The 14,009-nt window shown below is 38.9% G+C and carries 13 protein-coding genes; 7 read left to right on the top strand and 6 right to left on the bottom strand.

From position 1 onward, the window contains the following. Positions 1-10 precede the first annotated feature (10 nt). A complete protein-coding gene (locus tag MWU32_RS01770) occupies positions 11-1,495 on the top strand; it encodes a SusD/RagB family nutrient-binding outer membrane lipoprotein (RefSeq protein WP_246937220.1) in 1,485 nt (494 codons plus the stop codon). A gap of 38 nt (positions 1,496-1,533) precedes the next feature. Here MWU32_RS01770 and MWU32_RS01775 read toward each other — a convergent pair whose 3' ends face one another. The 3 genes from MWU32_RS01775 to MWU32_RS01785 all read right to left on the bottom strand — a co-directional run bounded on the left by MWU32_RS01775 (position 1,534) and on the right by MWU32_RS01785 (position 4,569). Continuing rightward, on the bottom strand, positions 1,534-2,577 hold the full coding sequence (locus MWU32_RS01775; protein ID WP_246937222.1) for an aminotransferase class I/II-fold pyridoxal phosphate-dependent enzyme: 1,044 nt from the start codon (positions 2,575-2,577) through the stop codon (positions 1,534-1,536). Positions 2,578-2,580: 3 nt separating this feature from the next. Further along, entirely contained in the window at positions 2,581-3,594 is a 1,014-nt protein-coding gene (locus MWU32_RS01780) for a dipeptide epimerase (RefSeq protein WP_246937224.1), read from the bottom strand. Positions 3,595-3,801: 207 nt separating this feature from the next. Continuing rightward, positions 3,802-4,569, bottom strand: coding sequence for a TerB family tellurite resistance protein (locus tag MWU32_RS01785; RefSeq protein ID WP_246937226.1), 768 nt, complete (start codon positions 4,567-4,569; stop codon positions 3,802-3,804). A 200-nt stretch (positions 4,570-4,769) separates the two neighbouring features. On the opposite strand from MWU32_RS01785, the gene MWU32_RS01790 reads away from it, so the two are divergent. From MWU32_RS01790 to MWU32_RS01810, 5 genes are all read left to right on the top strand, one after another. Further along, the gene (locus tag MWU32_RS01790; RefSeq protein WP_246937228.1) at positions 4,770-5,180 is read left to right on the top strand and encodes a BrxA/BrxB family bacilliredoxin; all 411 of its coding nucleotides are present in this window, start codon (positions 4,770-4,772) and stop codon (positions 5,178-5,180) included. 137 nt (positions 5,181-5,317) lie between these two features. After that, entirely contained in the window at positions 5,318-5,713 is a 396-nt protein-coding gene (locus MWU32_RS01795; RefSeq protein WP_246937230.1) for a hypothetical protein, read from the top strand. A gap of 36 nt (positions 5,714-5,749) precedes the next feature. After that, the gene (locus MWU32_RS01800; RefSeq protein WP_246937232.1) at positions 5,750-6,487 is read left to right on the top strand and encodes a lysophospholipid acyltransferase family protein; all 738 of its coding nucleotides are present in this window, start codon (positions 5,750-5,752) and stop codon (positions 6,485-6,487) included. An 11-nt stretch (positions 6,488-6,498) separates the two neighbouring features. After that, positions 6,499-7,488, top strand: coding sequence for an acyl-ACP desaturase (locus MWU32_RS01805; protein WP_246937234.1), 990 nt, complete (start codon positions 6,499-6,501; stop codon positions 7,486-7,488). Between the two features lie 222 nt (positions 7,489-7,710). Beyond that, positions 7,711-8,367, top strand: a complete 657-nt coding sequence (locus tag MWU32_RS01810; RefSeq protein ID WP_246937236.1) for an HD domain-containing protein — start codon at positions 7,711-7,713, stop codon at positions 8,365-8,367. An 80-nt stretch (positions 8,368-8,447) separates the two neighbouring features. Here the strand turns inward: MWU32_RS01810 and MWU32_RS01815 are convergent, their stop codons facing one another. Then, positions 8,448-9,317: a TraB/GumN family protein gene (locus tag MWU32_RS01815; RefSeq protein ID WP_246937238.1), complete on the bottom strand. Its 870-nt coding sequence runs from the start codon at positions 9,315-9,317 to the stop codon at positions 8,448-8,450. Positions 9,318-9,405: 88 nt separating this feature from the next. After that, positions 9,406-10,479, bottom strand: a complete 1,074-nt coding sequence (locus MWU32_RS01820; protein ID WP_246937240.1) for a PA0069 family radical SAM protein — start codon at positions 10,477-10,479, stop codon at positions 9,406-9,408. Between the two features lie 235 nt (positions 10,480-10,714). Here MWU32_RS01820 and MWU32_RS01825 point away from each other — a divergent pair, with 235 nt between their 5' ends. After that, positions 10,715-12,877 carry a S46 family peptidase gene (locus MWU32_RS01825; RefSeq protein WP_246937242.1) on the top strand — a complete coding sequence of 721 codons (2,163 nt, stop codon included), beginning with the start codon at positions 10,715-10,717 and terminating at the stop codon, positions 12,875-12,877. A gap of 467 nt (positions 12,878-13,344) precedes the next feature. Here the strand turns inward: MWU32_RS01825 and MWU32_RS01830 are convergent. Continuing rightward, the coding region (locus tag MWU32_RS01830) for an enoyl-CoA hydratase/isomerase family protein (RefSeq protein ID WP_246937244.1) at positions 13,345-14,009 on the bottom strand (665 nt) is incomplete at its 5' end.

Here is a 14,009-nt window from a genome sequence, read left to right on the forward strand (position 1 = left end):
AAAAGCGAAGATGAAAAATATATTAAAAACAACATTTATAACTTTGCTTATCTTGGGCACTAGCTCTTGTAGCGAAGAATATTTTGACGTAAACACACCATCAGGTACAGCTCAGGAAGAGCTAATTAGAGCAAGTGACTTAATGGCTCCGGTTCTTTTAAGAACTATTCAAGGTCAATACTCTGCAGAACTTACCTATGGGAATTATGCACAGAATTTTGTGGGCCAAGGTGGTACCGCCGCAGGAGAAACTTCTTCTGCCTCACTATGGAACAATATTTACCTATATACACTCCCTAACATTAGAGTTATAAAAGAAAAAGCTGCAGCAGCCAATGCTACACATTATGCAGCAGTTGCTGACATTATAACCGCGATGAACTTAGGTATTGCAACAGATTCTTGGGATAATATCCCTTACAGAGATGCCGCGAAAGGCGAAGGAAATTTGTTTCCTACTTTTGACACACAGCAATCTATCTATTCTGATATTTTTGCATTGTTGGACGGCGCTATAAATGCACTACAAGGACCAGATACATCTGATATCACTCTTGGCACCGAGGATTTGATTTACGGTGGTGATACCGATAAATGGTTGCGTGCTGCCTATACATTGAAAGCGCGTTACCAATTGCATTTGGTCAACACGGGAACTGTTTCTGCGAATGACGTTCTGAATACTATTGTTAATGGATTCACCTCCAATGATGACGATTTTCAAATGGATTATAATGAAAGAACAATTAATCCATGGTATGCACAAGAAATTGTAGCTCGAAATACGGGGAATTTCCATAATGATTTGGCCAGCCAATTGGTGAGTTCCATGAACGGTGATTATTATCCGTTTCAAAGCGGACTGTTAGAAATTGACCCTAGATTACCTCGCTTTGGAACAACCGATGGCGGTAGTTCTGAGTGGAAAGGTTTTGTAAGTGGCGGTGGAGGTGTCAGTCCCGACGGAACACCTGGCAATGCCCGATTTGTAGAAGGCGGTTATTATACAGATGTCGACTCTCCTATTATGATTATCAGTTATGCTGAAGCTCTTTTTATCAAGGCAGAAGCAGCCTTTTTAGCTAATGGAGGGACAACTACTAGCGTCGGATCTAATGCTACAGCTTATGATGCCTACATGATGGGTATTGCGGCAAGTATGGATAAGTATGGAGTTGATGGCTCTATTTATTTAGCTGATGGCGCCATAGATGTTGGTGTCAATGGCTTAATGCTAAATCATATCATGAAAGAAAAATACATTCACAACTTCCTAAACCCAGAATCTTTTGTTGATTATAGACGATATGATTTTTCAGATGAAGTTTTTAAAGGTTTGACTATACGTCAAGAAGAAGATTCCAGTGGTGAGTATGCAGGCCAATGGTTTAGAAGAGCTAGTTATCCATCTACCGAATTAAACAGAAACAGAGTGAATGTTGAAGCCAATCAACAATCACCAGTAACACCTGTTTGGTGGGATGCACAAAATTAAATTATAAACAATTTTTAATAAAAAACCCTTCATTAATTTTAGTGAAGGGTTTCTTTTTGAAATGCCGTCAAAGCAGATTTCAGCTGCTCTAAATCCTGCTTGGTATGGTTGGCAGTAATGACAATGCGATTCATCAAAGCCTCATAATTAGGATATTTAAAATTAGTAATGATGATACCCTTTGATTTCAAATAGTCAAAAATAACATTGCTATGGGAATAGATTACAGGGTAGTCATGATCATAGTAAAATTGTTGTGACAAATCGTCGCCACCATATACAAACTGCAGATTCTCACGCAATTTTTTGAGTTGATCCTGTATAATCCCCTGCCCTTTTACAAAAGTTTGTAAAAAGATAGGATTCATTCCTGCAGCAGAGATAAACACCACGGCACTCCTAATGCTATCAACAAGTTTTTTATTCCCAACAATAACGCCTCCAGAACAGCCATAAGCTTTGGTCAATGAGCTGATCATTATTTTTTGTGAAATACTTGGATGGTTAATCGTTTTATAAACACCTGAACCGTCTTTGCCAACAATGCCCAAACTATGGGACTCATCAATTAATAAAGTGATGGTTTTACTTGAAGAAATACCGTCCAAGAAATCAAAATTCGTGGGTTGTACCGCTAAAGACAATAGGGCATCTGCCGTGATCACAACGGCTTCATTTACCTCATCTGTCAATCCCGGATGCAAGGCTCCATCAACAAACAATGGTCGACTTGAACTTTCAAGAATGGCGGGATGTGTTTTTGGATAATGATAAAAATGTCGGTGTGTTTTTTCCAAATAATCAATTACGAGTCTTCCAGCCAAAGTACCAGAGGAAACGGTAAGGGCGGCCTCAGCCCCACTGTTTTTTGAAAATAAATCCTCTGCTTCTTGGTAAATTCTCAATTGAATATTGGAATTTCTCGAACTCCCATAAGATGTACCCCATGTTTTGATACTTTCAAAAAGCAGGTTTTGAAAATCAGGGTTGGTAGCCATTCCTAAATAAGAAGTTCCGCCGAAATAAAGATAGGTCTCACCATCAACTAAAACGGTTCTATCCGGAAATTGATCAACAGTCATCGATTATTCGGTTAAGGTCACGCCAGTCCCGTTGAGATCGCTGTAGAAAATTTCGCCATCTTTTATATGTACTCCAGTGGCAATATCCTCTGCCAATAATAAAGCGCCATCCATATCTACATAATCCAAAAGTGGTAATAAATGGGCTATGGCAGAAATGCCCACGGTGGACTCGGTCATACAACCAACCATGGTTTTCATTCCTAATTTGCGCGCTTTTACCAACATGCGCCGTGCAGGTGTGAGGCCCCCACATTTGGTCAATTTAACGTTGATCCCGTGAAAATTTTGGTAACATTTATCGACATCCGATTCTACCTGACAGCTTTCGTCAGCAATAATTGGTAATACCGACTGTTCAAAGACTTTTTTATGACCTTCCCAATCGTCGGCAGGCAAAGGTTGTTCTATAAACTCAACTCCCAATTCTTTTAACGCCTTTGCATTGGCGATGGTTTCATCTGCCGTCCAACCACAATTGGCATCTACTCTGAAAATCGCATCGGTATGTTTACGCAATTCAGTGACTATGTCGATATCACGATCCGATCCTAATTTGATCTTATAAATTGGCCAAGGCAATTCTTTCATCTTAGAGACCATCTTTTCAATGGTATCTATACCTATCGTAAAATTTGTTAACGGGTTATGACTGATATCATAATTCCACAGTTCATACAATTTCTTGCCCTTTATTCTGGCGTATAGGTCATTATAAGCCAAATCCAAGGCACATAGGGCAAACATATTATGAGACAATTGCGATTTCATTTTCTCCCAAAACTCTTCAGGAGGCATGCCAGATGAATCTGCGATGAGCGGTTCCAATTGCCGCAAGTCATTCATCATCCCTTTGATACTTACATTGTAATAGGGGTTTGAGGTGGCTTCACCAAATCCAGATTCACCATCATCCTTTAATTCAACAATCAAGGAAGGTTGCTCATCTCGAGACTCTCTTGAAATGGTAAATGTATGCTTCAGTTTTAAAATATAAGGTCTTAATATCAATTGCATAATATAAAATTAAATTGGTTGTGTGAGTCAATGAATGATCAATAAAAGGTGTATAAATAAATAACTAAATTAATAAATTTATAATGGTCCATTTAAGTATGAAAAAATAAATATCCTTTGTGCATCCATGACAAGAGTTCCAATCAATAACTTTTTGACGGTTTTAATTCTTCAACGGAAATTGAATACCACCCAAAATTAGACCATTCAAAATCTACGCTCCTTTTGCAGTTTTTCGTAGGCTTCCTGAACCTGCCGAAACTTGTCAACAGCACCCTTTTGATGAGCTTCACCTAGATGCACCACACGATCAGGATGGTATTTCTTTGCCATTTTTCTATAAGCCGCCTTAATTTCGTCCACTGTAGCTTCTTTTGTGATTTCAAGAATCTTATAGGCATTGTCACTACTGTCATAAAACATGGCCTTAATACTTTCAAAATCTCGAGAACTGATGCCCAAATATCCCGAAATGGTATGAATTTGATTAACCTCACTATCTGTTACTATTCCGTCAGCTTTGGCAATACCAAAAAGAAAATGCAACAATTGCAAGCGTGAGGCATGATCCATCATCTGTTGGATTTGCATGCACACTTGACGCACCGGAATTTGCTGTTGATTGATACCCTTGAACAGTCGAAATGCTTTATTTGCTCGTTCCTGCCCGTACATGTTCACAAATTGTTGGCGCACATAATCCAATTCGCGTTGATCTTGATGTCCATCGGCCTTGATTACCACAGAAGCCAAGATTAAAAGACTCACTTCAAAATCGCCCGGTTGTGTTTGCGGACGGGCCTGTCGTGTATAAGTTGGCCGCTTTTTTTGATTGGTCTGCCAATCGCCCAAAAGTGGTGTTCCGCTATCCGACACAGAATCTATTATACTTCCCAAGACCAATCCAATAATGGCTCCAATTGGCCCGCCAAAAGACCATCCCAATCCTGCGCCTATCCATTTTGAAAAACTCATTTATCTATTTTATTTTTAGTAGTTCAAATATACTATAGTTAGTCTTTTTATGCTCTAAATTAGAATTTAAATTTCCATTGACGATAAAAATACCTGCATTCAAACTACCAACCCGCGGCCAATTTAATGAGGCGAATTTTTCATATCTTTGCATTCCCGAAGTTCGGGACGAATTATTAATTTTTAAAATTTTAAAATATATGTATCCAGCAGAATTAGTAAAACCAATGCGAGAAGACTTGACCAAGGTTGGTTTTGAAGAATTATATACCGCTCAAGATGTTGATGCAGCTTTAGCGAAAGAAGGCACAACTCTGTTAGTGGTAAATTCGGTTTGTGGCTGTGCGGCAGCTAATGCTCGCCCAGGAGCACGAATGAGTTTACAAAATGATAAGCATCCAGACCATACCGTAACTGTATTTGCCGGTGTAGATAAAGAAGCTGTAGATAAGGCAAGACAGCATATGGTTCCATTTCCTCCAAGTTCACCATCTATCGCTTTGTTTAAAGACGGCGAATTGGTACATATGTTAGAGCGTCATCATATTGAAGGAAGACCTGCAGAAATAATTGCAGAAAACCTTGTGGACGCTTATAACCAATATTGCTAATAAGTTTGAAGCTTGGAGCGTCCAGCTTGAAGCTAAAGTATCGAAATTTTAAAAGAACCACGGTAAATTTACTGTGGTTCTTTTAGTTAGTGCGCAACCTTTTTAAATAGATGACATCTACCTTAAAAGGTATTATTATGAAAACATGGATATTTGTTTTAAAATTAGCTGTACCATTCCTTTTATTGACGGCATTTAAATGTGATGATCGGGATACTATGTCCTGTGAAGACTATGTTTCAAAATTAGCTCTAATGAAAGCCGAGATTAAAAATCATGCTGAAGCTTCCATTTGTAATGAAAATTTTGAATGTCGCACAATTGCCCTTGGCAGCAAACCATGCGGCGGACCGTGGAGTTACTTGGTCTATTCTACCTCCATAGACACCTTAGCACTCCACAACCTCGTAGAATCACATAACAAACTTGAGCAGGTGTTTAATGTAGAATGCCAGCAATATTCAGATTGCATGATGGTCAATCCGCCACTTCGTTTGGAATGTGAGGACAATAAATGCATTGCCATTTATTAATAGGTTTTTAGGTTGAGTTTTTCTTAATTTTGTAGCATGAGAAAAATATTGGCCTACCCTTTAACCGTTTTATATTTAATTTGTTTTGGAATCACGCTTGTGGTATTCCATCCCATTCAATGGATTTGCTTTAATCTCTTTGGTTATCAAGCCCATAAAATCAGTGTCGATTGGCTTCAGTTTTTTTTGATGCGTTCCCTAAATGTTTTGGGTACCCGATTCACCTTTACCAATCCCTATGATATTGACACAGATCAACCCCTGATCATTGTAGCCAACCATCAAAGCATGTACGATATTTCTCCCATAATGTGGTATATGCGCAAACACCACCCAAAATTTATCTCAAAAAAAGAATTAGGTCGTGGTATACCAAGCGTCTCTTACAACCTCCGACACGGAGGCTCAGTATTGATTGATCGGAAAAACCCGAGACAGTCGCTTCCTGCCATTATGAAATTTGGAGAGTATATTGAAAAGAACAAAAGAGCAGCAGTTATTTTTCCGGAAGGAACAAGAAGCAAAAACGGCGTTCCAAAGCCTTTTCAGACCAAAGGGCTTGAAATGATGATGAAAAAAGTGCCATCAGCTACTATTGTTCCTATTAGTATTAACAATTCTTGGAAAATGCTGCGTTACGGAAAATTTCCCATGGGGATTGGAAATCATTTGAAATTCACGGTACATCAACCTATCAAAATCGCTACCTTTGTAGATAAGCAAGAATTAATCAAATCTGTTGAACAGACGATTACTTCAAATATTCATCCCTAAATTATAAGATTATGTCTTTAAAAAATGTGAGATTGGAAGTGATGGAACACCTGGAAAAAGACGTCGAATCACTTATAGAAAAATACTTAATACCCATTGATAAAATTTGGCAGCCCACTGATTTTCTACCAGATTCAGAAAGCGATAAATTTTACGATGAAGTCAGAGAAATACGTGAATTATCAAAAGAATTGCCTTATGATTTTTGGGTGGTTTTAGTGGGTGATATGATCACGGAAGAAGCCTTGCCTACCTATGAGTCTTGGTTGATGGATGTAGAAGGCGTGGATCAGGTTGGACGAAACTCTTGGGGAAAATGGGTGCGCCATTGGACTGCAGAAGAGAACCGACACGGCGATGTGCTCAACAAATATCTATACTTGTCAGGCCGCGTCAACATGAAAGAAATCGAAAAGACAACACAGCATTTAATAGCCGACGGATTTGATATTGGCACCGATAGAGATCCTTATAAAAACTTTATTTATACCAGTTTTCAAGAGCTTGCCACTTACGTTTCCCATAATCGCGTGGCCAAAATCGCCAAAGAAAAAGGCAATAGGTCACTCTTTAAAATGTGTAATATTATTGCTGGCGATGAGATGCGTCACCACCATGCTTACTCTGAATTTGTAGAACGTATATTCACCGTAGATCCAAATCAAATGATGATTGCCTTTCAGACCATGATGAAACAAAAAATCACCATGCCTGCTCATTTCTTAAGAGAATCTGGCAATCAGATAGGTACTGCTTTTGAAGAATTCTCAAATACAGCGCAACGAATAGGTGTCTATACCTCAGCCGATTATGTGGATATTTTGGAGAAATTAATCAAGCGTTGGGATATTGGCAATATCAAAAATCTTTCTGACGATGCTGAAAAAGCAAGAGATTATCTCATGAAACTTCCGGACCGAATGAAACGCTTGGCAGATCGAATGCGGATTCCTGAAAACTCCTATCAATTTAAATGGGTGGAGCCGGCGAGGTTAAAATAGATAGAACACGGACCCGCCTGCCGGCAGGGCAGGTGACGCTGATTGAGCTGATCTTCACTGATTTTTATGTGTTTTAAATGGCACGTTTGATTTATGGAAAACCATAAGCATTCTGAAGCCACAGACTTAATTATCAAGTGTTTTATTCGCAACTAATCATTTTAATCATAAAAAATCCGCGTCACCCGCCTGAACGTACGGGCAGGTCAGCGTTCTATTATTATGAGCATCAAAGAAAATCAAATCTCACAAACCATAGCCTTTGTAAAAGAACAATTAAAGAGTTCCGAAGGCGGCCACGATTGGTTTCATATTGAGCGTGTCTATAAAAATGCACTGTTAATTGCTCAAAATGAAGACGTTGATCTTTTCGTAGTACAGCTTGGTGCGCTGCTTCATGATATTGCCGATAGTAAATTCCATAATGGCGATGAAACCGTAGGACCAAAAGTAGCAGGTGAGTATTTATCGGAAATAGGTGTGGATGCTGCAGTGATCGAACACGTCATCAATATCATTAAAAACATCTCCTTTGGTGGCGGCAATGAACTTCAAAAATTCCATTCTCCAGAACTTGATGTCGTCCAGGATGCTGACCGATTGGATGCCTTAGGTGCTATCGGGATTGCACGAACGTTCAATTATGGTGGCTTTAAAAATAGAACACTTTACGATCCGTCAATACTTCCAAATTTAAATATGTCCAAAGAAGAATATAAAACTTCAAATGCACCAACGATCAATCACTTTTACGAAAAGTTATTGTTGTTAAAAGATAAGATGAATACCAAAACAGGACGTCAGATTGCTTTAGAGCGGCACCAATTTATGGAGCAATTTCTTGAGCAATTTTATGCGGAGTGGGATGGCGAAAAATAAAAAGACCTAACAGTCCCGATAGCTATCGGGACTGTTAGGTTTGATAAATCACTTAATTTATAAGTTATTATTATTTAATCTTAATCCATCACTGGCGTCACCGTATAACCGGCCTTTCTCAATAAATTAATGACGCCTTGAACACCTGCCAGATGTGCAGCTCCAACCCCATAAAATGTGGAAAACTCTTTTGAAAATTTAGAAATTTCCGGAATCCAATTATTATTTCTTTCGTCTAAAAAGCGCGCCATCATTTCCAAATCGCCATTCATATAGTCATCCATATAACCGTATAAGGCATCTATATCCTCGGAAATGTAGAGTTGGGCCATGGTGTTGAATAATGCTGTGCTCTCATCTAAGTTTTTAATCATGTCGAGCAGATCGTCCAATTGCCTTTCATAAGGAGTTGCATCAAAAACACCGACTTGAGTTGCTATCGTTTCTAAACCCTTTATTTGTTTATCCGATTCCTTTGCCATTTGCATCAAGGTCATTTCAAAACTCGCCAATGGACCATCAACCGATGCCATTAAAACAACAGACATGAGCATAAAAGGTTTCATTGTATTATACATTTGCATCCCTATTCCCGTTTTTTCCTTCAAAAAATTGTCCAATAACTCATACTCACTGTCATCCATAAACGATTTCAATTCCGTTCCTGGCTCCAAATAGGCTTGGGCCATCATATCTTCCATAAATTCAGGATGCGACATATCCAACTCCAGTACCAACAGCTCAGAAGAATCAAAAGCTGTTTTAACCTTGTCTTTCAAAATGAAATCCTTTTCAGGAATAAGATGCATGGTCCCAAATAGGTAGGAAGTTTTGATCTCATCTCCTTCAATTTTCCAAAGGTTAGTTTTATCATTTTCTTGTGCAATCATTGTTACCGAAAAGAAACTCAAAACGGTGATTACGATACTTTTTACAAGTCTGTTCATCATTGGTATGGAAGTGTTTTATAATTCAAAAACTAAATAAACGGATAATAATAATCCTCATAAATCTGATAAGTGTCGCCAAATATAAGGATTAAAATAACCTGAGCTGTCCATCTTTATACTGTTCATGAAGTGATGTATTCAATTTTGGCATCGATTTGTTCTTAAAATATTTAAGCTTGGCCAGTTTTACCATGTCGTTGATTTGTTTGGCAATCTCACCTTCACCGCGCATCCGAGTTCCAATTCGGGAGTCATTTAAACTTCCGCCATGGCAACTTTCAATTTGATGCAATACCTTGTCTGCCCGATCTGGCAGCGTCTTTTTTATCCAATCTGTGAAAATCCCTCCAATAGCACCGTTCAATCTCACAATGGTATGCCCCATGTTCAATGCGCCCATTTCTGAGACTTTCTTTGCCAGTGTCAAAACCTCATGACTATTAATTGAAGGAATAATGGGCGCCATCATGACGTTAACAGGAATCCCATGTTCGGATAAAATCTTTACTGTTTCCAATCGTTTTTTGATGGTCGCTGTCCTGGGTTCCAAAACACGTCGCGTATCCTCAGAAAGCGAGGTGATAGAAATATTAATCGCAAGTAAATTGTCTTTAGCCAATGCTTTTAGAATATCCAAATCACGAAGGATCAAGGCATTTTTTGTAATAATGCCAACAGGGTGCTTGTATTTTAAGAAGACTTTCAAACATTTTCGTGTAATTTCATATTGCTTTTCCGCAGGTTGATAGCAATCGGTATTTCCTGACATCACAATAGGATGGGCTTTCCAACTTTTTCTTTTGATGAATTGCTCCAATAGAAGGGGCGCCTCTTTTTTCACCAAAATCCGACGTTCAAAATCCAGGCCTGCGCTATAGCCCCAAAATTCGTGGGTGTTTCGCGCATAACAGTAGATGCATCCGTGTTCGCAACCTTGATACATGTTCATGGAATAACCCATGCCCACATCAGGACTTGTAACTTTATTGACAATTGTTTTTGGAAATACTTCAAGAAAAAGCGTTTTATTGTTATCGGCATCTTCTCCTTCCTTAGCACAGTATTCAAGAAAGTCATCTCGGATTTCGTGACTCAATTCAAAGAATCGATTAGGGACATTAATTTGTGCTCCACGACCTTTGAGGGTAGGATTTGGGTCCATAATTATAGTTTTAATGATGATTCCCGTCGTTGGGACGAAAGTTTAAAGTTACTACCAACACCTCCCATTTGATGGCTACAGAATGTAGAAACTTATTTGAGCTACTCACTATGAGAAACATAGCTTTTTGGAAGATTCTTTTCTAAGTTAAAAAATAACAAGGTTTTAACAGTTCCTAAACCATTAAACCATATAAAAATTCAATATTTTTGGCACTCACAAAAAATTAAAGAACATGAAAAAAATATTGCTCTCCCTCACCATTTTTATGATGACGTTTTCATCCGCACTGAAAGCAGATGAAGGCATGTGGTTTTTAATGCATATAGAACGTCTCAACCAAAGAGATATGCAGAAAATGGGACTTCAATTGACTGCCGAAGAAATTTACAGCATCAACAACAGAAGTTTAAAAGATGCCATCGTACAGTTTAATGGTGGGTGTACGGCCAGTATTGTTTCTGATAGTGGTTTGGTATTGACCAACCACCACTGTGGATATGATGCGATTGCAGAATTATCTTCTGCCGATAGAAACCATCTCAAGGATGGCTATTGGGCCAAATCACTTGATGCAGAATTAAAACCAGAAAGCCTGTACGTCAGATTCTTTGTCAGAATGGATGATGTGTCAACACGTATCTTATCGCAAGTCAATGAGACGATGTCTGAAAAAGAACGTGAAGCTGCCATCAATAAAGAGGTTGCTAAAATTGAAAAAGAAAATAACGAGGGCGGTAAGTACACCGTTTCTGTTCGCTCTTTCTACCAAGGTAACGAGTTCTACTATTTTGTTTATGAAGATTACACTGATGTACGTTTGGTAGGAACACCTCCAGAAAGTGTTGGAAAATATGGTGGTGATACTGACAACTGGGAATGGCCAAGACATACTGGCGATTTCGCCTTATTTAGAGTATATGCTGATCAAGATGGAAATCCGGCAGAGTATTCTACTGCCAACGTGCCTTTAAAATCTAAATACCATCTTCCGGTAAGTATTGATGGCGTTAAGGAAAATGATTTTGCCATGATCTTGGGCTATCCAGGAAGAACCAACCGTTGGATGCCAGCGCAAGGGGTTGAACAAAACGTAAAATTCGCTTATCCTGCTTGGGTTGAAGGCTCAAAAACAAGTATGGACGTCATGAAAAAATATATGGATAATGATGAAGCCATCAATTTGATGTATGCCTCTTCTTATGCAAGTATTGCCAACTATTGGAAAAACCGTGGTGGTATGATTGAAGCTTTAACCGATCATAACACAGTAGCAACAAAAACGAAAGTGGAAGACGCTTTTGATAAATGGGCCAACAAAAAGAACAACAAAGCGAAATACGGTAATGTGATTTCTGATATCAACGCCTATTACAAATTGACCAATCAAAAAGCTCAACACGACAATTACCTAACGGGCATCTTACGTGGGAGTAAATTTGCCGTGTTGCCATATAGAATTGGCGGTGCTTTAGAACAATATGCTGCGGCAAATGAAGCTGCACGAGAGAACATGCTTCCAAGATTACAGTCGTTCATAGCAAGCTCTTATAAAGATTATCATTTGCCTTTGGAAAAAGAGCTTCTTGCCAAACAATTAGGTTTATATGCATCTAAAGCGAATTACCCACTTCCTGAATTGGTCAAAGAAGTTGGTGATAAAAACAACAACAACTTTACCGCATTTGTAGATGCTGCTTTTGATGCAAGCATTTTTAATTCAAAAGAAAGCGTAGAGGCATTTTTACAAAACCCTGATGTTTCAAAGTTAGAAAACGATCAGTTGTATAAATTATCTGGTCAGTTATTGACAAAATACAGAGAACAACCTGAGCACTTAGTACAGCCTGAAAATGATTTTCAAGCGGCTTTTAGAAAATTGGTAGCTGGATTACGTGAATCTGGATTGAGCAACATTCAATATCCTGATGCCAATTCAACCTTGCGATTAAGCTATGGAAAAGTGAGAGCACTACCTCGAAAAGAAGGCGAGCAGAATGATGCTGAGTTTAACAACTACACGACCTTAAAGGGGATGGTTGCAAAATACAAGCCGAATGATCCAGAATTTGACTTGCAACAATCCATGTTGGATGCTTATGCCAAAAAAGATTACGGACGTTATGCTAATGAAAAAGGAGAACTTTCGGTTAACTTTTTATCAGATAATGATATTACCGGTGGGAATTCAGGATCTCCTGTAATCAATGGAAAAGGGGAATTGATTGGTTTGGCTTTTGATGGAAACATCGAAGCGATGGCAGGTGATGTGATATTCGATGCGGATTTGCAGAGAACAATTAATGTGGATATCAGATATGTACTTTGGTTGATTGATAAATATTCAAATGCCAAACATATTGTTGATGAATTGACGATTGTTGGAGGACAGTCGTAAGTTAGAGAGCAGAGGGTAGAACGCTTCGCTTTTAGAGGTGAGTGGTGAGACTTGTGACCATGGACCTATGACCGATGACCGATGACTTAGAAAAATTAAAAAAATGCGAACCAAATATTTGGTTCGCATTTTTTTAATTGAATCATTATGGCTTTTTCTCAAATTAATTAATCATTTGAGATTTTTTGCTCCCTTTTAGGGCGGGGCAAACAAAAAATCGGCTTTGTATTTTCAGTTTTTAATTCTTATGACTAAAAGAGGATATGTAAAATCATTATTTGGATCGGTGAGGATCTATTCAATCTAATAGAACGCAGACCTGCCGGCAGGGCAGGTGACGCTGATTTTTTATGATGAGCACTGATCTCGTCATTAATCTTTTATTTAATTTTCATAATCAAATCAGTAAAAATCCGCTCAATCTGTGTCGTCAGTGTTCTATTTTGAGATTCCTGCCTTCGCAGGAATTATGTCCCCGGAAATTCCGCCTTCCGCTTTTCCAAAAACGCTGTCGTACCTTCGGTAAAATCGTCAGTGCCAAAGCATTTTCCAAATTGCTTTATTTCTACTTTATATCCGTTAACCCCGTCTTTATAATTGGCATTAATGGCTTTTATAGCGCCTTTAATCGCTACTGTAGAATTCCGCATGATTTTACCGGCTATCTTTTCACAAAAGCCCATAAGCTCATCCTGTGTGGTCACGTGATTGACCAATCCGTACGTTTTTGCTGTCTCGGCATCAATCATACCTGCGGTCATGACCATTTCCATGGCGCGGCCCTTGCCAACCAATTGAGGCAAACGTTGCGTTCCACCGTATCCTGGGATTACTCCCAATGACGTTTCTGGCAAGCCCATTTTGGCATTGTCACTCGCAATTCTAAAATGACAGGCCATGGCCAATTCCAGTCCACCGCCAAGAGCAAATCCGTTGACCGCCGCAATAACTGGTGTGGAAAGATTTTCAACATAATCAAACAACAACTCTTGACCTTTAGCCGCCAATTTCGCACCATCTTCTACATCGAAATGGGCAAATTCGCTAATATCCGCACCGGCGACAAAGGCTTTCTCTCCACTTCCGGTAATAATGATCACCTTAGTGTGCTTATCCTTGTCAGCCACTTTAA

Source organism: Gelidibacter sp. F63206, assembly GCF_023015735.1.